Annotated in this window: 18 protein-coding genes and 1 tRNA gene; 11 read left to right on the forward strand and 8 right to left on the reverse strand. The window is 64.0% G+C overall.

Annotated elements, in window-relative coordinates:
* Position 1 precedes the first annotated feature (1 nt).
* From gpmI to C1717_RS03165, 8 genes are all read left to right on the forward strand, one after another.
* A complete protein-coding gene (gene gpmI, locus C1717_RS03130) occupies positions 2–1,561 on the forward strand; it encodes a 2,3-bisphosphoglycerate-independent phosphoglycerate mutase (protein WP_102371804.1) in 1,560 nt (519 codons plus the stop codon).
* Between the two features lie 244 nt (positions 1,562–1,805).
* Positions 1,806–3,161, forward strand: coding sequence for a hypothetical protein (locus C1717_RS03135; protein ID WP_102371805.1), 1,356 nt, complete (start codon positions 1,806–1,808; stop codon positions 3,159–3,161).
* A gap of 74 nt (positions 3,162–3,235) precedes the next feature.
* The gene (secG, locus tag C1717_RS03140) at positions 3,236–3,502 is read left to right on the forward strand and encodes a preprotein translocase subunit SecG (RefSeq protein ID WP_102371806.1); all 267 of its coding nucleotides are present in this window, start codon (positions 3,236–3,238) and stop codon (positions 3,500–3,502) included.
* Positions 3,503–3,624: 122 nt separating this feature from the next.
* A complete protein-coding gene (locus tag C1717_RS03145; protein WP_245859399.1) occupies positions 3,625–5,310 on the forward strand; it encodes a peptide ABC transporter substrate-binding protein in 1,686 nt (561 codons plus the stop codon).
* 150 nt (positions 5,311–5,460) lie between these two features.
* Positions 5,461–5,550 (forward strand) — tRNA-Leu (locus tag C1717_RS03150).
* 104 nt (positions 5,551–5,654) lie between these two features.
* On the forward strand, positions 5,655–8,111 hold the full coding sequence (locus C1717_RS03155; protein WP_102372287.1) for a GAF domain-containing SpoIIE family protein phosphatase: 2,457 nt from the start codon (positions 5,655–5,657) through the stop codon (positions 8,109–8,111).
* A 29-nt stretch (positions 8,112–8,140) separates the two neighbouring features.
* Positions 8,141–8,881 carry an anti-sigma factor antagonist gene (locus tag C1717_RS03160; RefSeq protein WP_102371807.1) on the forward strand — a complete coding sequence of 247 codons (741 nt, stop codon included), beginning with the start codon at positions 8,141–8,143 and terminating at the stop codon, positions 8,879–8,881.
* A gap of 185 nt (positions 8,882–9,066) precedes the next feature.
* Positions 9,067–9,984 (forward strand): tyrosine-protein phosphatase, encoded by a 918-nt coding sequence (locus tag C1717_RS03165; RefSeq protein WP_102371808.1) that lies wholly within the window; start codon positions 9,067–9,069, stop codon positions 9,982–9,984.
* Between the two features lie 6 nt (positions 9,985–9,990).
* Here C1717_RS03165 and C1717_RS03170 read toward each other — a convergent pair whose 3' ends face one another.
* From C1717_RS03170 to C1717_RS03200, 7 genes are all read right to left on the reverse strand, one after another.
* Positions 9,991–10,851, reverse strand: coding sequence for a YaaA family protein (locus tag C1717_RS03170; protein WP_102371809.1), 861 nt, complete (start codon positions 10,849–10,851; stop codon positions 9,991–9,993).
* Between the two features lie 19 nt (positions 10,852–10,870).
* Entirely contained in the window at positions 10,871–12,271 is a 1,401-nt protein-coding gene (locus tag C1717_RS03175) for an aminopeptidase (protein ID WP_102371810.1), read from the reverse strand.
* A gap of 64 nt (positions 12,272–12,335) precedes the next feature.
* Complete coding sequence (locus tag C1717_RS03180; RefSeq protein ID WP_102371811.1) at positions 12,336–13,037, reverse strand: hypothetical protein; 702 nt, start codon at positions 13,035–13,037, stop codon at positions 12,336–12,338.
* A 262-nt stretch (positions 13,038–13,299) separates the two neighbouring features.
* Entirely contained in the window at positions 13,300–13,737 is a 438-nt protein-coding gene (locus tag C1717_RS03185) for a hypothetical protein (RefSeq protein WP_245859402.1), read from the reverse strand.
* A gap of 223 nt (positions 13,738–13,960) precedes the next feature.
* Positions 13,961–14,233 (reverse strand): metal-sensing transcriptional repressor, encoded by a 273-nt coding sequence (locus tag C1717_RS03190; protein ID WP_102371813.1) that lies wholly within the window; start codon positions 14,231–14,233, stop codon positions 13,961–13,963.
* Between the two features lies 1 nt (position 14,234).
* Entirely contained in the window at positions 14,235–14,450 is a 216-nt protein-coding gene (locus C1717_RS03195; RefSeq protein ID WP_102371814.1) for a heavy-metal-associated domain-containing protein, read from the reverse strand.
* Between the two features lie 36 nt (positions 14,451–14,486).
* Positions 14,487–16,838, reverse strand: coding sequence for a heavy metal translocating P-type ATPase (locus C1717_RS03200; protein ID WP_102371815.1), 2,352 nt, complete (start codon positions 16,836–16,838; stop codon positions 14,487–14,489).
* 390 nt (positions 16,839–17,228) lie between these two features.
* Here C1717_RS03200 and C1717_RS03205 point away from each other — a divergent pair, with 390 nt between their 5' ends.
* Positions 17,229–18,788, forward strand: coding sequence for a DEAD/DEAH box helicase (locus tag C1717_RS03205; protein WP_245859404.1), 1,560 nt, complete (start codon positions 17,229–17,231; stop codon positions 18,786–18,788).
* Positions 18,789–18,905: 117 nt separating this feature from the next.
* Here C1717_RS03205 and C1717_RS03210 read toward each other — a convergent pair whose 3' ends face one another.
* On the reverse strand, positions 18,906–19,673 hold the full coding sequence (locus C1717_RS03210; protein ID WP_102371817.1) for a gamma-glutamyl-gamma-aminobutyrate hydrolase family protein: 768 nt from the start codon (positions 19,671–19,673) through the stop codon (positions 18,906–18,908).
* Positions 19,674–20,001: 328 nt separating this feature from the next.
* Here C1717_RS03210 and C1717_RS10805 point away from each other — a divergent pair, with 328 nt between their 5' ends.
* On the forward strand, positions 20,002–20,265 hold the full coding sequence (locus tag C1717_RS10805) for a type II toxin-antitoxin system RelB/DinJ family antitoxin (protein ID WP_102371818.1): 264 nt from the start codon (positions 20,002–20,004) through the stop codon (positions 20,263–20,265).
* Positions 20,266–20,273: 8 nt separating this feature from the next.
* Positions 20,274–21,671 carry a threonine/serine exporter family protein gene (locus tag C1717_RS03220; protein ID WP_102371819.1) on the forward strand — a complete coding sequence of 466 codons (1,398 nt, stop codon included), beginning with the start codon at positions 20,274–20,276 and terminating at the stop codon, positions 21,669–21,671.
* Positions 21,672–21,674: the final 3 nt, after the last annotated feature.

Consider the following 21,674-nt stretch of genomic DNA (forward strand, 5'->3'; position numbering starts at 1 on the left):
CATGGCCAAGCGTCATCTTCCTGCGCTCCTGGTCATCATGGACGGCTTTGGCCTCGCTCCTGCGGGCGACAACAACGCCGTCTTCAAGGCCAATAAGCCCTACCTGGATAAGCTTTGGGAGGAGTACCCGCACACCACGCTCGGCGCTTCGGGTGAGGATGTGGGCCTTCCTGCGGGCCAGATGGGCAACTCCGAGGTCGGGCATCTCAACATCGGCGCCGGCCGCATCGTGTTCCAGGAGCTCAGCCGCATCAACAACTCCATTATCGATGGTTCCATCGAGGAGAACCCCACCTTGGCGAAGGCCATGGAGGACGTCGCGGCGCATAACGGCACCGTGCACCTGCTGGGCCTCGTCTCGCCGGGCGGCGTGCATTCCATGCAGCGTCACGGCGAGGTGCTCTCGGTGCTTGCTGCCATGCACGGCGTGGAGCGCATCCGCTTCCATTGCTTCATGGACGGTCGCGATGTCGATCCGCATTCCGGTGCCGGTTACATCGAGACCCTCAAGGAGAACCTCGAGGCCCTGTCCAAGTACACGGGCGTCGATGCGCGCATCGCCACGGTCTCAGGCCGTTACTGGGCAATGGACCGCGACAACCGTTGGGAGCGCGTGCAACGCGCCTACGACGCGATCACGCAGGCCTCCGAGTCCGATATCGACCCCGTCGAGGGCGTCAAGGCATATTACGAGAAGGACGAGCGCGGCGACGAGTTCGTGGAGCCCTTCGCCTGCCATAACGAGGGCGTGCGCGACGGCGACGCGATGGTGTTCTTCAACTTCCGTCCCGACCGCGCCCGCGAGATGACCCGCGCCTTCACCGAGCCCGACTTCGACGGCTTCGAGCGCGCGGTCGCGCCCAAGCTCAGCCACTTCGTCACCATGACGGAGTACGACGACACCTTCAAGAACGTCGAGGTGGCCTTCCCCAAGACCTTCCCCGAGAACGTGCTCGCTGACGTCATCGCGCAAAACGGCTTGAAGCAGCTGCATACTGCAGAGACCGAGAAGTACGCGCACGTGACGTTCTTCCTGAACGGCGGCGTCGAGGAGCCCAAGGAGGGGGAGGAGCGCGTACTCGTGCCCTCACCCAAGGTTGCGACCTACGATCTGCAGCCCGAGATGTCCGAGCCCGAGGTCACCGAGAAGCTCGTCGAGGCCATCAACGAGGACCGCGCGGACTTCTACATCGTGAACTACGCTAACTGCGACATGGTGGGCCACACCGGCGTCTTCGACGCGGCGGTCAAGGCCGTCGAGGCTGTCGACGACGGTCTCTCCAAGGTGATCCCCGCGATCCTCGCCAAGGGCGGTTTCGCGCTCATCACCGCCGACCATGGCAACGCCGACCACATGTACGACGTGGACGAGGCAGGCGAGAAGCACCCCTTCACCGCCCACACCACCAACCGCGTGCCGTTCATCGTGGTCGATCCGGCCGCCAAGCTCACCGGTATCGAGGACGGGCGCCTGTCGGACATCGCACCGACGATGCTCTCCCTTGCCGGCATCGAGCCCAGCGCCGAGATGACCGGTCGCGTGCTCGCAACCGAGGAGTAAGCCGACTGCCATTCGCTGATACGGCTTGCATGCGCCCCCTGCTGACCAATCCAGCGGGGGGCGTTTTTCGTGCTATGGGTCCTACGCGTCCCGTGCGCCCTGCGCGGGCTACCGTATAGAGAACCTCTCTTGGCCCTGTTGTCAAGCAGCCCGGCGGGGCCGTCGCACGTAATGGTTCGGTAAGCGAATCCGTCGGCATGCGCGAGCGGCTATAGGATGGGAGGGATGCGAAAAGGAGGCTTCCATGGCCGAGGTCCTTGCATATCTTGCCATCGCGGCTGGTCCGGTAGCGTTCGTGCTTGCGCGAATCGTGGTCGGTCTCGGCTATCGCGCGTCGCGTGCCCCCGAGCTCGCGGTCAACTCGAACCCGCTGCATGTGATTCGTGGACAGCATCCGGCGATTTTGGCGGCGCTCATGGGTCATCCCGACTGCGGCAACGGAAGCGCTTGGGGGGAACGTCAGCTGTTCGACTGCGCCTTGGCAACGCTCATGGATCTGAGCGCCCGCGGTGCGCTTCGCCTGCGCGCTGCCTCACCAAGCTGCCAGAGCGAAGGGATGCCGAGTGGTGCGCAGGCGTTCGATGCCTCTGCATTTCGCCCGCCGCGCCGGAGTTCTTCGTATGCCCCGTATGCGTCGCTTGTCCTCGAATGCGCAGGGCTCGTGCATGGGGGATCGCGCTGCAAGGCGAAACCGGTGCCCGATCCCTTGGACAGCTTGGCTGTCGAGGCCCTTCTACCCGAAGAGGGGGCACGGCCCGGTTCGCATGCGGTCTGTGCGTCGGACCTGCTTACCCGGATCGATAAGCATTGGGGCGAGGTCGTCGAGCGCCTTGCTCCCTTCCGTACGGAGTTAGCGCGCCGCTTGTGGCAGGAGGGCTATCTGGAAGCGTCGTTCAAGCAGGCGGCTATCCTTGTCCGCTGGCCGTTTCGTCTGACGATGCTCTGGTTGCTTGCCGGCCTCGTTGCCCTGATGGCGGGTTTAGTCGAGCGCGACGGTCCCGCCGTGCTGATCTGGGCGGTGCTGCTCGTTGCGGTACTTACGGCTCGTGTGACGGTGCAGGCTGGTCCGCGCCTTACGGAGAAGGGGCTTAAGGTGGCGCGGGCCGCATTCGCCCTGCGCGACACGGTCGCCACGGGTGCGCTTGACGAGCAGGCCCGTTGCGAAGGGGCGGATTCATCGGAGGCGGCCGCTTTGCGCCATGCCTCCTCTTGGAGCAGCAACGCTGTCAAGGGTGGCTTTCTCACCGTGCGCGTCGTACCCGATGCATGGCGGCTTGCTCTCGAGCTGGCGGTCTGCGGCGGCGACATGCGCTCTGCCGACGGTCCGCAGGGGTTCGCCCAAGCTTGCAGCGAGCTCGATTCGTTTGCGTGGAGCGCTCCTGAGCAGATGCGTCGTCGCGACGATTTCCGCGCACTCGCCGGGTGGTGCGTGTGCGGTGGGCCGGCTGCTTTCAGCGCCCTTGGCGCCTTCGATGGCTCCGATATGCCCGGTCCGTCTCCCGTGACGGCACCCGGTATGCCCGATGCGTCCGGTTGCGCGCCGCTCGCGGTGAGCATGCACCATATCGCCCTTATGAAGTGCGGCGAGTTCTCATCATAGAGCGTACTCGAGAGCGATTGGTGTGGTATCATACCGACCGTTAGGCCGACTATCCATCAGCAGGAGCTGTAATCATGGGTCCTTTCCAGATCATCCTCTTCGTCGTGTGGGCGCTTTCCGCGGTCGCTCTCGTCGCCCTGGTGCTTATGCACTCCGGTAAAGGCACTGGCGTGTCCGATATGATCGCGAGCTCGCTGTACAATTCCAGCACCGCTACCGGTGTTATGGAGCGCAACCTCGACCGTCTCACCGTGATCGTGGCGGTGGTGTTCGCGGTTTGCGTTCTGCTCTGCATGTTCTTTTTCCCGCAGGGCGGCGTCTACGGCGTCGACTACCTGTAGGGCGAGCTTCCCGGCAACGCCGGGGTCATGTATACGGGTTCGATGGGCCGGTGCGGGAGCGCCGGCCTTTTTGATAAGCTGAAGCGGGCAGACGTCATCGAAGATGCGGAGAGGTCGAGCAAATGGCATACATGGGTGAGCGGTTGTGCGGTCGACGCGCCTTTGTGGGCGGTGCGCTTGCGCTCGGGGCTATCGGCGCGATGCCCGGTTGCACCTCTCTCGAAGGCCAGCGAGGTAGCGATGAGGTCGCGCTCGAGCAGCCGTTCACTGCGGGCATCGTCCGGCCGCAGTCGATCGATCCCTTCGACGTTGCCGATGACGGTGGAATGACGGTCGTCTGCCAGCTGTATGAGCCGTTGACGGCCGTCGATTACGGGACCGGGGAGCTCGTCTGTTGCGCCGCGTCCTCCTTCGAGGTCTCCGGGGACGCGCTCTCCTTTACGTTTCACCTGCATCAAGCGTCTTTCCACAACGGAGATGCGGTGACCTCGGCAGACTTCAAGCGCGCTTGGGAGCGTATCGTGGATCCGACCTCCCAGCCTTCTCGTGAACGCGGGGTATCGCCGCATGCATACCATCTCTCCCTCGTCCAAGGGTACGACGAGCTTGCTGCGGGCAACGCGACCGAGCTCGCGGGCGTTTCGTGCCCCGATGATAAGACGCTCGTCGTTACGCTGTCGGCCCCATATGCGGATTTTGCCACGGTGGTCGCTCATCCCGCATTCGTCCCCGTTCCCGCGCTCGCCTTCGACGATCCCGAGGCATTCGCGACGCGGCCTGTGGGCAACGGCCCGTTCTTTCTCGAGGGGGATTGGACCTCGGACGTCGGGTCGCTGTCGCTTGCTCGGTTCGACGGGTACCTCTCATCGGGCGGGGATCTCGGGCGCGTGGTGATCAGGCTCGAGCCTGATGTGGACACCTCGTACCAGGATTTTCAGACCGGTGAGCTCGACGTGAGCTTTTGCCCGGTAAACGAGGCGAGCGAGGCGGCTTCGAGCCACGGGCGCTCCGAGGACGGTCGCACCATGACACTCGGCCAGCGCTTCGTATGTGGGCCGATCCTGGCGACGTATTGCTTGGTATGCAACAACGCGGCGGGCCCCCTCGCCAATGCCGATGTTCGCCGTGCCCTCTCCTTGGGCATAGACCGCACCTACCTTGCAGACACCGTGTTCCGTGGAACCCGCATCCCCGCAGACGGCATCATTCCGCCTCCGGTTCCGGGTTATCGGGAGGGCTCTTGGACCTACGCCACGCTCGATCGCGCCCGCGCATCCGAGTTGCTCGATACCTCCTATCCGACGATGGATGGCGGGCTCAGGTCGCTTACCGTCGGCCTCATGTACGTCAAGGGCGGCGGTCACGATGATGTCATGGAGGCAGTCGCCGCCGATATGGAGGAGCTTGGCGTGACGTGTACGCTGGAGGCGGTTGATCTCCAGGTCTTCTATGAGCGTCTCGCCAGCGGGAACTTCGACCTTGCTCGCTTGGACTGCGTGACTGAGGTCGCTTGCGCGGATCGCGTGCTCTACCCATGGTTCCATTCGGCTGCGCTCAGCGGGCCCAATTACGCGCGTTTCTCGAGTGCGGATATCGATGCGTTGCTCGATGAAGCGCGCGCTACGGTGGATTCTGCCGCCCGCCTCGCGCTGATCGAGGATGTCGACGCACAAATCGGGCAGCTCTGTCCGGTAATTCCGCTCGTATACCACGCGCAGTGCCAGGTGGGCTCGGACCGGGTTGCCTACCTCACGGTGGATCCTGTGGGCAATACCGATTTCAACAATGCTGAGCTGGAGGAACGCTAGGCTGCGAGCGACTCTCGTCGGTACGCGACGCGCTCTGTTGCCCAAGGAGTGGGAGGTGCTCCGCGACCTCTGGTTGCGTCATGCGAGATTTTCTAAAAATCCCCCTTGCGCAACGGATGGCATTTGGGTAATATACTCCTTGCTGCTTTTGTCGGAGTGGCGGAATTGGCAGACGCGCTAGCTTGAGGTGCTAGTGACCACTTTTCGGTCATGCGGGTTCAAGTCCCGCCTCCGACACCACGTAATCCCCAAGCCTCTTCGGAGGCTTTTTTCTTATCGAGGCAGCGCGGCGTCGTCGGTGCTTCGGCTCCTTTGCTGCGCGCCAGCAGATGGAGGTGCTGATCGTGGAATCGTACGCGCGCGACGAACTCGCCTCTGAGCTCTCAAAGCTCACCGAGCTCACGAGCGATGCCGTGGCTGTTTGCGAAGGCGATGGAACCATCTGTCATGTCAACGGTCGCCTGCTCGATTTGGCGGGGGAGTCTCGCGAGCGCATCGTCGGCACCGACATCAAGGATTTGCTCTATAGCGATATGTTCGAGCGCGCCGCTGGACACCGTGTTCCCTTCCCGCTCGATGGCACGGACTGCACGCTCATGCTCAAGCTCGCCGACGGCTCGTTCGTGCCGGTGCTCGTGCGCGCTGCAGAGCTTACCTCGATGGCAAGGCTCCGCTCGCGCCTGCTCAAGCGCGGGGCACCTCGCGGGCGCATCCTCGTCACCTTGCGGAGCCTTCAGGAACGCTACGCCTACGATCGCCAGATGCGTCGGGTCCTCTCGGAGCTTCAGGCCGCCAACAGGCGCCTTTCGGGTACCCTCTCGGTCATTATGTCCACGGTGGGCGCTGATGATCTGCCCACGCTCCTTGCAACCGTGCTCGATAAGCTCACCGATGCGCTCGACGCCGATGGCACCGCGATCTACTTTTCCGAGAACGGTGGATTCAAGCTGCGCGCCATCTCGCACGGGCTCGAGCACGACTACGTGCCGGAGTTCGTTCCCTACGGCGTGGGTATTCCCACCTATGTTCTGAGGCAGGGACGCTCCTGCCGGCTCACCGTGATTCGCGCGGACGAGGCGGCGGGAGCGCGGAGCGGCTCGTTCTACGATATCGATGCTCGCCAGTCACGCACGCTGCGCACCCATTTCATGCCCCCGTACAAGACGCTCATCGCTGTGCCGGTCTTTTTCGGGACGCAGGTGCTCGGCGTGATAGAGCTTGGTTGGAAGCGCCCCACCACCCCGCGCGCGTACGACGTCAACGTCATCGAGGTTGTGTGCGAGTACCTCTCCATCGAGCTCATGAGCCTTGTCGCGAGCACGCGGTCGCGTCGGACCTCGGAGCTCCAGCGCTCTCTTAGCCGCGTGCGCGACATCATGTTCGAAACGGAGCCCGGAGGGGCTTGGGGCGAGGCCGCGCGCGAGCTCGCCCAAGTGCTGGACTGCCACGTATGCCCGCTCGTGCCCGTTCGCAACGGCGCTGCGTCTGCCGAGGGGATCCTCGCAGTCGATTTCGAGGGCGGGAGCCAGGTCGCGCTCCCCGGTACGGTGGAGCAGCTCTTCTTCTCGACCACCGCGCCTGCTGCGCGCGTAGCGGCATCGGCTCGCGACTACTTCGCTGCGGCTGCGCCGCAGCCTGGCTCCGGCCCCGAGCTCGAGCAGGTGCGCCTCACGCGCATCGACCGCTTCTCGCGCATGGGGGAGTGGCTCGATTCCCATGGTCTGCCGTGCCAGGGCGTTCTTGCCGACCTGGGCGAAGATGCAGCGGCGGTCCCGGCTCCTGCGGGCGCCGCGGCTCTTCCTGCCGGTGATGCTCAGGAGCCCGAGGAGCCCTCTTCGGAACTGCCGGCACGCTATTTCCTGCTGCTGCGCGATGGCTCGCAGGAACCCATCGACGATATCGAGTTCGACTATCTGGTGCGGCTTGCCCACGAGTACGAGCTGCGCCTGCATGATGCCCGCCGCCATACCGAGGATCGACGTATCGCGCAGACCCTGCAGGTAGGTATGAGGAGCTCGCTTGGTGAGGTGCCGGGTATCATCGCGGACTCGCTCTATTCCTCCGCTACGCGCCAGGCGCTGGTAGGTGGCGACTTCTACACGCTTTTGCGCATGCCAGACGATTGCGCTGTCATGATCTTGGGCGATGTATCCGGCAAGGGCATCGAGGCCGCATCCATGTCGGCTCTGGTCAAAACCGCGCTTTCCGCCTATGCATGGGAGGGCGCCGCGCCGGTCGTCATGGTGCGATCGCTCAACTCGATGCTCATGGGGTTTTCGCGGGTCGAGACGTTCGCGACGATGTTCGTCGCCCACCTCGACCTTCGTCGCGGCGAGGCCGTCTATTGCTCGGCGGGCCATCCGCCTTCGATGGTCGTGCGCTCCCGTCCTACCGCCGATACGCCCGAGCATGCAGGCGAGGTGGAATTGCTGAGCATCCAATCAGGCGTGGTGGGCGCCTTCGAGAGCATGGCGTTCGAGAGCGGCGCGTTCACCTTCGAGCCGGGTGACATTCTCTTCATGTACACGGACGGAGCTATCGAAGCCCGCGATCCCGAAGGCGAGTTCTTTGGCGAGCAGCGCTTGCGCACGATTCTGCTCGAGCATGCCGGTATGCCTGTCAAAGGCCTCTGCCAGCGCGTCCTCGATGAGCTCGATTCGTTTACCGGTTCGGCGCTTGAGGACGACATCGCTCTCGTGGCGCTGCAGTTCGAGGACCTCCACACCGTGTACGCGCCGCCTGCAGCCGTTATCGAGCCACTTCAAGATACCGAGCCGCCGCAAGCCGCTGCGACGGTATAGGGTCTCGTTGGGCGGGGAACCATTTCCGTATGCGTGAATGGAACGACATAGCCGTACTTGCTCCTCCAGGCGACATCGATATCGCGTCGGTGCCCGCCTTGCGCGACGAGGTTGACTCGCTCATCGATGGCGGGGCGCGGCGCATGCTGATCAACTGCTCTCATGTGGGGTTCATCGATTCGACCGGCTTGGCATTCCTGCTCTCGCGCGCCCGGACGCTCATGAATGCCGGAGGGATGCTCTCGCTGGTGAACGTTTCCGCAGGCGTCTCTCGGTTTCTGCAGATCGCCCGGATGCTCGATATCCTCCATGTGAGTGCTGCCGACAAGCCGCCCCTGCCCGTGCTCTCTCCGGACGAGCTGCCTCGCTGGAGCAAGACTGTTGCGGTTCACGAGGGGATCGAGCATTTGGGGGCCTATCGGCATCGGGTCGTTGAGCTCCTCGAGGACCTGCCGATGTCGAGCGAGGCTCGATTTGATACGGCGCTCGCCGTCGGCGAGGCGCTCGGCAACGCTTATGATCATGCGGCTGGCATGGGTTGCGTCATGAACATGCGAGCCTACCGGGATCGCGTGGTCATCGAGGTATGCGACCGCGGATGCGGATTCGAGCTCGCGCCCGATGAGGAGCCTGCAGAGTCCGAGGAGCGCGGTCGGGGCATTCGCTTGATGCGGTTGCTTGTCGATAGCGTGGAGATTCTCCGGCGTGCAGACGCCCAGGGCACCATGGTGCGCCTCATCAAGCTGCTCGATCAGCAGTTCTCAGGATAGCGGCCTCGAAGCTGCGGCCTTGTGGCAAGGGCCTTCCAAAGCAGCCTCGCGCGCTTCGCGCTGCGGGGCGCTTCGCCGTCCGTGGTTTCTGCGGGCCTTTACGCGTTCTTGACGCCTGGGTGGCCTTGTGGTGGCACAATGGTGCACTGATTGCGAGTAACCTGCGAATCTGAGAGGCGGAACTTATGTCGAGCGCGCTTGAACGCTACCCGATGGACGGAAGCATCGCCGGTGCCGCTCCGGGCGGCATCGAGGAGGTTCAAGACCGCATAGCGCGCCGCATCGATGACATCGCCGCGCGCTCACCCATCCCCGTCGAGGTTCCTGCGGCGACGGGTCCTCAGGGTCGCGAGACCTATGGCTGGATCGACTTCGGGCATCTGCCCAATACGCGCGACCTGGGCGGACTTGCGGGCGATGCCAACGCTCGCATCAAGCCCGGCCTGCTGCTGCGCTCCGGCGCGCTCGGTTTCGCAAGCGACGCCGACCTCACGCGCTTGCGCGAAGCCTATCATCTCGCCGCGGTGGTCGATCTGCGCAATAACGAGGAGATCATCGAGGTGCCCGACCCCATGGACGCCTTCCCGGATGCGCGCTACGTTCATGCTGACATACTTGCGCGAAGCGCCGAGGGCATCACGCAGGAGCGCGAGACCCAAGACAAGATCATGCGCGAGCGCCGGGAGTTTGAGCGCGCCATGCGCAGCGACTCGGGTGACGGGCTCGAGCAGATGTACCGCTACCTGCTCATGAGCGAGACGGGCATGATCGGGTACCGCACATTCCTGCGCACGATTATCGCTTGCGACGAAGGCGCTGCCCTGTGGCACTGCTCGGTTGGTCGCGACCGCTGCGGCCTGGCATCCGTGCTCATCGAAACCGTGCTCGGGGTGGCATGGGACGACATCGTCTCCGACTACCTTGCAACCAACATCTTCGCCACCGATCAGCAGAGCTTCAGCTACCCTGCTCGCGAAAGCGCGCTTCTGGCAGCTCGCGCTGCGGCCGAGGAGCGCTACGGCGGCATTATGAGCTATATCAATGCCGCTCTTGGAATCACCCCTGCTGAGGTAGAGGAGCTGCGCAAGCGCTACCTGGCTTAGCCCGGATTAGCGCATGAACACGAGCGTGTCGGGGCTTGAGAGCTCCGGAGCGAACCGATAGCCCACATCGAAGGCGGCGAGCTCGCTTGCATCTTGGCAGCCTCGCTCCGCCATCCAGCGGACCATGGACCCGCGCGCGATCTTCGAGGCGGTGGCCCGCTGGACGGGCTTGCCTGCGCGCAGCTCCTCGCCGAATATGCAGGTGACAACCTGTGTGCTCATACTCAGGTGTGCGAGCACCGCCTTGGCGTACTCCACGCTCGCCAGGTTTACCACGCAGGCTCCAGCATCGCTTGGCTTCTCGGCAGAAGCCCCTGTTGCCGGGGATCCTGTGGTCTCGTCGAGCGTCGCTTCGTCGGAGTCCTCGATTCGCCGTGCGATGGCATCGCCCCAGAATCCATAGAGATCGCGCGTTCCGTCGACCGACAGTCTCGCGCCCATTTCAAGGCGGTACGGCTGGATGGCGTCGAAGGGGCGCGCGCAGCCGTAGAGGCCCGAGACGACCCACAGGTGCCCTTGGAGCCAATCGAGCGCGTCGAGGTCGAGCACCTCGGGCGCGAGGCTTTGGTACTGGATGCCCACGTAGGAGAAGACGGCGGGGGAGACGAGGGCGGCGAGCGCGGGGTCGTCGAGATCGCGTTCGTCGCGGAGCGCCTCGAAGCGGTCCAGGAGCTCGATGTTCTGCGCGAGGAGCCTGTCGTTCACGCGCCAGAGCGCGCGGAGCCCCTCGGCGCCCTCCGTCCGCTCGATGCGGCGCAGCTCGCGGACGAGGCGCTCCGTCTCTTCCGGGAAGGGCGGGATGCCGCGCGGCGCGAACGCGTCGCGCTCCACGCGCATCTGCTTCGCCGGGGAGATGATAACCTGCATCGGTGCCCTCCCGGATTGTCTACGCGCGGCTGATGAACGCCTTGTAACCCTTGTAGGCTTCGAAGACATCGGCTTTGTTCGTGACCTCCCAGAGTGCGTGCATCGAGAGCACCGGCACGCCCGAGTCGATTACGTCCATGCCGTATTCGGCGAGGATGTAGGCGATGGTTCCGCCGCCGCCCGCGCCGATGCGCCCCAGCTCGCAGGTCTGGAACGCTACGCCGGCCTCGTCCATGATGTCGCGGACGAGCGCGAGGTACTCGGCATCCGCATCGTTCGATCCAGCCTTGCCGCGACTGCCCGTGTATTTGTTGAAGCACAGGCCGTGGCCCATGACGGCGGCGTTCTTCTTCTCGAAGCGGTCGGCGTAAAGCGCGTCGAACCCAGCAGAGACATCAGAGGAGAGCATACGCGAGTTCGCGAGCGCGCGACGCAGCTTGAGCTGGCCGCCCTCGCCAGCGAGCTCCATGATTTCTGCAACGGCGTTCTCGAAGAAGCGGCTCGTCATGCCTGAAGCGCCCACGGAGCCGATCTCCTCCTTGTCGACGAGCAGGGTGCACGAGGTTCGCTCGACCTGTTCGACTTCGAGCTGGGCGACGAGCGAGGTGTAGGCGCAGACGCGGTCATCCTGGCCGTAGCCCAAGATCATCGAGCGGTCGAGGCCCATCTCGCGCGCGGCACCGGCAGGCACGACCTCGATCTCGGCGGAGAGGAAGTCCTCCTCGTCGATGTCGTACTTGTCTTTGATCAGATCGAGGAAGAGCTGCTTCACCGGCTCCTTGGGGGCGTCGGCGCCCTCGCCGCCCTCGATATGCATGGGCCTGCCGCCTACGATCACGTCGAGGTTCTCGTGGTCGACAGCCTCGGCGGCGGGCTTCTTCAGCTGGTCGGAAGCAAGATGGATGAGCAGGTCGCTTATGCAGAACACGGGATCGTCGGCATCCTCGCCCACGCAGACCTCGACGGTGGCGCCGTCCTTCTTGCACACGACGCCGTGGAGCGCGAGCGGAGTGGCGACCCAATGATAGGCCTTCACGCCGCCGTAGTAGTGCGTGTCGAGGTAGGCAATATCTCCCGCCTCGTAGAGCGGGTTCTGCTTGAGGTCGAGGCGCGGGGAGTCGACGTGCGCGCCCAGGATGTTCATGCCCTCTTCGAGCGGGCGCGTGCCCAGGTTTACGAGCATGAGGGTCTTCAAGTGGCTCACGGCGTAGACCTTGTCACCGGGCTTGAGGGGCTGTCCCGAGCGGACGGCGTCGGCGAGGTCGATGTAACCCGCTTGCCGTGCGAGCTCGATGGCTCCCGTCACGCATTCGCGCTCGGTCTTGTGGGCGCTGATGAACGAGCGATAGGAGCCGCAGAGCTCCTCGAGCTTGCTAAGATCTGCGCCGGTATAGGATTTCCATGCGTTGGGACGTTCCATAAAGCCTCATTCCCTCGGTGCTCGGGTCATGTCGTTCGCATGGTAGCATGTGCTCCGCAGCGCGTCACGTCTGCGACTTTCCGGCAGCGGTTTCGGTGTCGTGACGAATGGAGGTGGTGTGCCGGTACCTGCCTTCGATACCGATGATGTCACGAAGCATTCGCAGGTAGAAGCCCATATGCTGAGCTTCGGGTCGCAGGATGCGGTCTTCTTCGTGGAAAAAGCCCGGTCCGTCGCGGTCGGTGTGCTCGGGGCGTGCGCGGTCGTAGAGGCGTGTTTGACCCACGATATGCCAGTAGCCGTCGACGCATGCGATCCTCATGCCGATCGAGCCGTCCTTCCAGCGTCCCATCTCGCAAAGGAAAGGGTCGGAAACGTCATAGCGCCGTTTGGTGACCACGTCGGAAAGGGCTGCCACGCCCGTACTGGGGTCCTTATCCAGGATTGCAAAACGCGAGAAGAATTGGGTGCGGGCAACTTGCTCGAGCCGCATCACCCGCGTTGGATCACTGCCTTTGGGAGGGTGTGCGATGAATTCCTCAAGCGGGGTCCTTCTGTCGAAGACGGGGAATTCGAACAACAGCCAGTTGGTGAAGAGCATGTTGAGGTCATCGGGTTCCATGCGAGGCTCCTCGCCATGGCAGAACGCCGGATCGACGAAGCTCAAGAAGAGATCGTTCGCAGGTCCCAAGAACTCGAATTTGCGGTCGTTCCAATAGCGGCCAACGACATCGAGATCGCTCGTAACGATTGCATGACGGTCCATGTCCCTCCCATCTGCGGTGCTGATGTGAGGGGAGTGTACCGGCGGTGCGCGTGCGGCATGCCCGGCGTTCAAACAGGATCGCCCGGTTCTCTAGCCTGAATCCAACAGAAAGCTTACCTGCGGCGTCCCAGAAACGTTCCCGTGCCGGTGAAAAGGCTCGGCGCACGGCTTCTGGTGAGCAGTGCTGCGCCGGCACCCGTCTGATATTCGCGAAATCTTCATGGGGGAACCGTTGCAGCTTATGGAGAGTTGGTGGGGAGAGCTACGAGCGGATATCGACCTTGGTACCGCATTTGGGGCAGGTCACGCGGATCTTGCCCTTGCCGCGCGGAACGGAGAGAATCTGCCCGCAGGTCTTGCACTTAAGGTAGCGCGTGGTCTTGCGGTTCTTCCACATGGTGCTTGCCGTGCGCTTGGCACGCTCGAAATTCGCCGATGAGGCCTGGCTGCGGGGGCTGCCCGTGCGCGACAGGAGGGAGCCGAGTCCCGGAACCTTGGATATGAATGAGCGAAACGCCTCGTTTTCGCGGTGTCGCGCCGCGTGGTTCTTCGAGAGGGCGCGCACCAGGGCGACGGCGAGCACGGCGATCGCTATCCACGAGAGCGGGCGGACGGAGAACAGGGTACCCAAGATGGCGAGCACCACGCCGGTGGCGCTCAGCGCAGTGGAAAGGTCGTCGACGCCGTAGCGTCCGTTCATGAAGTCTTGCATGTCTGGCTATCCCGTCGTTCAGTAGGCGCCCCGCACCAGTTCTCAGGCGCGGGGCTGTTGCATCCATCCGGTTGTACCCGGGAAGGATTGCGGCAAACACGTCTAGTGGGCAAATCCCGTGCATACGCACGGAACCGTCTATGGGCTGCATGCCCGCCTGCTTACCGGGCCGCCAGGTAGGCGGCAGCCTGCTAGGAGGCCTGCCTGCGAATTAGCGGGCGAGCTTGTCGATGACGTGCTCAACCTCTGCGAGCTTGCTCTCCTTTTCAGCCTCGGTGCCGCTTTCCACGGCGGTGCGCACGCAGTGGTCGATGTGCGCTTTCAGCACGTCGGCATTGATGCGCGCGAGCATGGACTGCGTTGCCATGAGCTGGGTTGAGACGTCGATGCAGTAGCGATCCTCCTCGACCATGCGCATGATGCCGTCGATTTGGCCGCGTGCGGTCTTGAGCAGGCGCAGGGTCTTTGCCTTGTCTGCCTGCATCCTAAGCCGCCTCGATGGAGACCGCCTTGAAGCCGGCGACCTCGACAGCGGCGGAGAGGGAGGCGGGGTCGATCTCGTTTGCAGCCTCGACCTCGACAACGTTTACCTCGTGATCGGCATCGGCGTCGGTCACGCCAGCGACCTTCATCAGCTCGGTCTCGACGGCGGCGTCGCAATGGCCGCAATGGAGCCCCTCGGTGTGGATGATGTACTTCATGATCGGTCCTTTCGTATGCAGGTTTTTTCTAGCCTATCACGCCGCGGCGATGCGGTCGGTGACCTTGGGACGGAACCCACGCAAGCGCAGGGCGTTCGTGACAACGCAGATGCTCGACAGGCTCATGGCCGCCGCGCCGAACATGGGCGAGAGCTGCCAGCCCAGAAGCGGGTAGAACACGCCGGCTGCGAGCGGGATGCCGCAGGCGTTGTAGAAGAGCGCCCAGAACAGGTCCTCCTTGATGTTTCGTATCACGCCGCGCGAAAGCTCGATGGCGCGCGCAACATCCAGAAGATCGCTTCTCATGAGCACCACGTCGGCTCCCTCTTTCGCTATGTCGGCACCGGCGCCGATGGCAAGGCCCACGTCGGCACGGGCGAGGGCGGGGGAGTCGTTGATGCCGTCGCCCACCATGGCGACGCGCCTGCCGCCCTCTTGCAGCTCGCGTACGTGGCGCTCCTTGTCCTGGGGCATGACGTCTGCGACGACGTTTTCGCTCTCGAGCCCCACGTCGGCGGCGATTGCCTTAGCTGTGAGACGGTTGTCGCCGGTGAGCATGATGGTCTTCACGCCCAGCTCGGACAAGGCCCGTATGGCAGCGGCGCTCGTTGGCTTTACCTCGTCGGCAACGGCGATGGTGCCGGCAAGCTCGCCGTTGCGCGCAAAGAAGAGCGGCGTCTTTCCTTCGCGAGCGAATCGCTCGAGTTCCGCGGCGGGTACCTTGATGCCGAGCTCGGCCATGAGGGCGACGTTGCCGGCGGCGATGGGGCTTTGCCCTTCGCGCGCGGTCACGCCGCGGCCCGGTATCGCCCGGAAGTCCTCGACCGTGCGCGCGACGATGCCTATCTCGTCCGCATGCGCCATGATGGCCTCGGCAAGCGGGTGCTCGCTCCTCTTCTCCAGCGCTGCAGCGAGTTTCATCAGCGCCTTTGCACTCATGACGGGTGTGCCGTCCGCGCGCATCGCGGGGATCACGTCGGTTACCGTAGGTGCGCCCTTCGTGACGGTGCCCGTTTTATCGAGGACCACGGTATCGACGTCGTGCAGGGTCTCGAGCGCCTCCGCGCTCTTGAAGAGCACGCCCATTTCGGCACCCTTGCCGGTACCAACCATGATGGCGACGGGCGTGGCGAGGCCGAGTGCGCACGGGCAGCTGATCACCACGACCGCGACGGCGGCGGTGAGCGCCTCGTTCACCGACCCGCCTGCGACGAGCCATGCGACGAATGTGAGGGCTGCGATACCGAGTACGGCGGGCACGAATACGCCTGCTACCTTGTCGGCGAGGCGCGCGATCGGCGCCTTGGTGGCGTTGGCATCCTCGACAAGCTTGATGATCTTGGCGAGCGCGGTGTCTTGCCCCACGCGTGTCGCGCGGAAGGTGAACGATCCCGTGCGGTTGATGGTTGCCGCGTTCACGGTGGCTCCCGGTGCCTTCTCCACGGGGATCGATTCGCCGGTGAGCGCGCTCTCATCCACGGCGGAGGTCCCTTCGAGCACAATACCGTCGACGGGGATCGACTCGCCCGGGCGCACGACGACGGTGTCGCCGAGCTGGATCGCCTCAACGGGCAGCGTTTCTTCCGTACCGTCGGCAGCGAGTCGCGTGGCGGTCTTGGGTGCGAGGTCGATGAGCTTCTCGATGGCGCCGCCGGTCTTGGATTTGCTGCGGGTCTCAAGGTACTTGCCCACGGTGACGAGCGTGAGGATGGTTCCAGCGCTTTCGAAGTAGAGGTTGTCCATGGCGATCATATGCGCGCCGTGCGTGTCGCCGCCGGCAAGCGAGGCCGCCATAAGGAACATTGCGTACACCGACCAGCCGACGCTTGCCGCAGCGCCGATGGCGATGAGCGCGTCCATGGTGGGCGCGCCGTGCGCCATCGACTTGAAGCCGTTGATGAAATAGGCGCGGTTCACGTAGATGATGGGCAGGACGAGCATGAGCTCGGTGAGGGCGAGCGTCATGGAGTAGCTGGGGTCGCTGAAGATCGCGGGCACCGGCCATCCGAGCATATGGCCCATGCCGATGTAGAACAACGGCGTCCAGAAGACAAACGACGTGATGAGGCGCGTGCGCATGGAGCGTGCGGCGACCTCGAGCTTTCTGGTCGGTGACTCCAGACGCGCGGCGATGGTCGGTCCGGCAGCGCCGCCGGATGCGCTCGCTCCCGCTTGCGCAACGGGTGCGGCGGAGTAGCCGGCGCGGTCCACGGCATCGCAGATATCCTGATCGGTGAGGGCGTCCTCGTCGAAATCCACGGTCATGGAGCCCGAGAGCAGGTTCACCGCAACCTCCTGCACGCCTTCCAGCTTGCAGACCGCCTTCTCCACATGGGCTTGGCACGCGGCGCAGGTCATGCCTCCCACATCAAATGTTTCATGTGCCATGACGGCTTCCTTTCCGGTTCGCATCGCCCGGACGCCTCCGGGTGAAGGCGCGGTTCTGCAACATCATATACCCCCACTGGGTATAGGTATTCGACATTCACGCATTTTTTTCGTTCCCATACGCTTGGCTCTTGGGCGATTGCCCGTCGAGTACCATGAGCCTTGCTGCGCATGTGCGGAAACGTGCGGCAATTCGTGGGGTTTGCGTGCTTGCCAGCTCGAGACGAGCGCGGCGCGGGCACATCACCCTATACTGCACAGGGCGCTTTCTGCTGGAGAGCACCCTGCGTGCGGTTACCGTGCGCGACAACGTCTGATTTCGCGCCGGTGTGACCAGGTCGGATCCGCCGGCGCTCGTTTTCCCATGGGTTGGGAATGGAATGGATGCATATGCCTAACGATTTCGACGGCAGTCCCGTCCGCTTCGAGGACCTGGGCCTGTCCGATACGGTTCTCGATTCCGTGCGCGACATGGGCTACGAGGAGCCCACGCCCGTCCAGGCGGCGGCGATTCCCGAGGTGCTTGCTGGACGCGACTTGCTCGCTGCGGCGCAAACCGGAACGGGCAAGACCGCTGCCTTTCTGCTGCCCGCACTCGATCAGCTCGGGCATGTTGCCGCGGAACGCAAGCGCGGACGCGGTCGTGGCCCGCTCATGCTCGTCATCACGCCCACGCGAGAGCTTGCGCAGCAGATCGATGAGGTGTGTACCACGATCGCGCGTCGCACTCACCATAGCGCCGTTACGGTGGTTGGAGGCGTCGGCTACAACCCGCAACGCAGCGCCCTCAAGCGGGGCTGCGATGTTCTGGTTGCCACGCCCGGCCGCCTTATCGACCTTATCGACCAGGGCTCCTGCAACCTAAGCGAGGTGCGCACGCTCGTGCTCGACGAGGCGGATCGCATGCTCGACATGGGCTTCCTCCCCTCGGTGCGCAAGATCGTGGCGTGCACGCCGGCGGAGCGGCAGACGCTGTTGTTCTCCGCTACCCTCGACGACCGGGCGCTCAAGGGCATTACCGATCTCGTGCGCAACCCTGTTCGCGTTGAGATCGCGCCCCCTGCCTCCACGGCCGACACGGTCGACCAATACGTGCTGCCCGTTTCGCTTGAGGCGAAAAACGGCCTCCTCGCGCAAGTCCTGAAGCGCGAGGGTACCGAACGGGCGATCGTGTTCGTGCGGACCAAGCGCCGCGCTGACACTTGCTGCAAGCGCCTCGCCCGCCGCGAGATCTCCGCTCTTGCCATCCATGGCGACCGCAGCCAGGCACAGCGCGAGCGCGCGCTCAAGGCGTTTCGCGATGGCAAGGTCGATGTGCTCGTGGCGACCGATGTCCTGGCCCGTGGCATCGACATCACCGACGTCCGCTATGTGGTCAATTTCGACGTTCCGAGCGAACCGACCGACTACATCCATCGCATCGGCCGCACCGGGCGCGCCGGCGAGGCGGGCTGGTCGGTCACCTTCGTCACGGAGCAGGATGTAAGCGAGTTCTACGCAATCGAAGGCCTCATGGGCAAGACCGCTCAGCTCTACGATTCGGAGGGGCTCGACTTGGGTGAGAACCCTCCGATGGTCGACCCCGAGCGCGAACCGGGCGCAGGGCGCAAGAAGAAGACGAAGCGCGGTAAGTCCACCTCGCGCAAGAAGCGCTCGGCCGCCAAGCCCGCAGACGGTGGTTCGGCGCCCCGTCCCGCTCGCCCCAAGCGCGCCGGAAAAGCGCGTGTGCGCGTAGGCGACGATGCTCGTGGAGAGCGGAACTCCGGCGCCTCGCAGGCGGGGGAGCATCGGACGAGCGCCCGTTCGCGGCGTAAGCGCTCAACAGCCCGGATGGGCGCTCAGGGTCAGGCGGCATCGCCTACGCAAGGTCACCCTGCCCGCAATACGGATCGCATCGAGCGTTCCCGTACGCGCCGTCGCCCGGGCGATCGCGGGGGAATTCGCGCATAGTGCGCGTCTGCAATTATAGGGAAGCAAGCAAGCGCCTGCTACGACCTCGGTGGTCGTGGCAGGCGCTTCACGTAGGCGACAGACCCGCTGTATGCGACGGCGTCGTGGCGTGCGAGCCTAGGCGCGCCATTCCCGTGCAGCCGAGACGAACGAGCGGAAGATGAGGGACATGGGCTCGGTCGACGCGTGGTACTCGGGATGCCACTGCACGGCGAGCATGTAGGGGTAGGAGGGGTTCTCGATAGCCTCGATAACCCCGTCCGACGCGCAGGCGGTGCACACAAAGCCGCGGGCAACGTCGCGCGCCGCCTGATGATGGAGCGAGTTCACCATGAGCTCCGTCGCCTGCACCGTGCGAGCGAGGAGGGAGTCCTCCTCGATGGTAATCCCATGCGAGATGCGGCCGTCCATATAGGCGTCGTGCGTGATGGCGAGCGTGCCGGGTTCGGGCGCGTGCTGAGCGGGAAGGTCGTGGTAGAGCGTGCCGCCGTGTGCGACGTTGATGATCTGGAGGCCGCGGCAGATGCCCAAGATGGGCATGTTCCGGCGCTCCGCCTCGGCGAGCAGATGCAGTTCGATGTCATCGCGTGCGGGCGTGGTCTCGTGCACTGCTCGCTCGCCTTGCTCGATAGCTTTATCGTCAAGGGCGAGCGCGGCGCGGTAGCAGGCGGGATCGATGTCGGCACCGCCCGTGAGCATGAGGCCGCTTACCCGGTCGAGCAAATCATCGTAGATGGAGAGGTCGCCGCAGAGCGGGGCGACTACAGGCAAGCCGCCTGCCATGACAAGGGCGTCCGCGTAGTTCTCCGATAGGCGTAGCGCAGGCTCGCCAAGGTACTCGGTGGCGGAGCTTGATACGAGGATGAGCGGACGCTGGTTGGACATGGTGCCCCTTTCAGGGACGGGCCGTCGGGTCTTGTTGCGACGCGGCGGGCGAATGGATGGTGCTTGATGCGGCCGCTCTTGCAAGCAGTCGCGCCCACATTCTACACGGAGCGTGAACAATCTTCGATGCGCTGTTGTCAGAAGGAGGCAAAGACGCTATTCTATCCACAGGGGTAATACTAAGTAATACTTTGTAATACCAACATACTAGAAACGAACCACGCTTGGGCACGGCGGCATGGCGCCGGATGGCAGGTGGTAGTGCAACGTCGGCACATGCCGCCGTGTCCAAGCAAACGCAGTCCCATCGCTCTACAGAGGTAGTTCTATGGCAGAGCATATGACCCCAGTTGTCGCGAAGGTCTTGCCTGAGGAAAAGGCGGCCTTCGCGGCAGCGACCCAACAGGTGGGCACGACACCCTCGAACGCCATACGCATGTTCATCGCCGCGTTCAATCGGTGCGGCACCTTCCCATTCGACATTTCACCCGCAGGCGTCTTCGGGTCAGAAGGTGCCTCGATGGCGTATCCTCAAGATGATCGTGCGCCCGGCGCCTTCTCCGCCGGCGCGTCGCCAGTGTCCGAGGGATAGGAGCGGCCATGGCTCAAGGGGAAGCGGGCGCAAGAGGCACCGAGCCCACGCGAAGGGCGCATCACGCAGGCGTGCATCGCACGCGTCATACCAGGCTCTCGCAGCGCAACCATATGACCGTTCATTGGCACGAGGTGCTCGATGCTCACGATAGCCTTGCTATGCAGGCGAGCCTGCCTGATAAGTCGTCCATCGTGTGCCGTGTGGGCCTGCTGCTGCTCGCTGGCGGGGCGGGTGCATGGCGCGTGCGCGAGGCGATGAACGCAACGGCTAAGGTGCTCGACATCACCTGCTCTTCGGATGTGAGTCTTACCTCGATCGAGTGCAGCTGCTTTGATGAGACCGGATCGTTCTCAGAGGTCGTCTCCCTTCCTACGACCGGCGTCAATACCGAGCGCATCTGGAACATGGAGCGACTCGTTCGCCGCATCGAATCGGAAGGTGCGGGCTTCACGGTCGGTAGGTTCCACGAGCTTATGGATGAGATCGAACATGCAAAGGGGCGCTACGCGCCTTGGCAGGCGGCCCTCGGCGCTGCGGCGGCATGTGCTGCCTTCGTCTTTTTGCTCGGTGGCGGACCTATCGAGATGGCTTGCGCGTTCGCGGGGGCGGGTGTGGGTGGCTATGTGCGGCGCATCATGCTCGACCGGCACCTGACGCATCTGGCGTGCGTGGGGTGCGGGGTTGCAGCGGCTTGCATGGTGTATCTCGCGGTGCAGCGCCTCATAGGTTTTGCCGTGCCCGCGGCGCTCGACTACAACGCGGGCTATATCGGCGCCATGCTCTTCGTGATTCCCGGGTTTCCGCTTATCAGCAGCGGCCTCGACATCGCAAAGCTCGATTTGCGCTCCGGCACCGAGCGGCTGGTCTACGCGCTTTCCATCATCGTCACGGCGACGCTCGTCGCTTGGCTCATATCCTCGTTCGTGGGCCTCAGACCCGATGAGTTCCAACCCCTCGGCTTGAGCCCGCTCGCGCTTGCGGCGCTCCGCATCGTGATGAGCTTCGTGGGCGTCTTCGGATTCTCGGTGCTGTTCAACTCGCCGGCGTCCATGGCGGCAACAGCCGGCGGGGTGGGCGCTATCGCGAACACGCTGCGGCTGACGCTCGTCGATATGGGCGTCACGCCCGAGGCAGCGGCCTTCGCGGGCGCGCTCGCTGCGGGGCTTCTGGCCTCGGTCGTGGTGCGCCGCTTGGGGTTCCCGCGCATATCCATCACGGTCCCATCCATCGTGATCATGGTGCCGGGACTCTACCTGTATCGCGCGGTCTACTTTATGGGCACCGTTGATGTGGTGGGGTCTATGGAGTGGATCTTTCGCGCGGTGATGATCATCCTGTTCCTGCCCTTGGGGTTGGGCCTTGCACGAGCGCTTACCGACCCTGCTTGGCGCCACTGCAACTGACGT

The sequence above is a fragment of the Enorma phocaeensis genome (assembly GCF_900186505.1).
GTDB lineage: Bacteria > Actinomycetota > Coriobacteriia > Coriobacteriales > Coriobacteriaceae > Enorma > Enorma phocaeensis.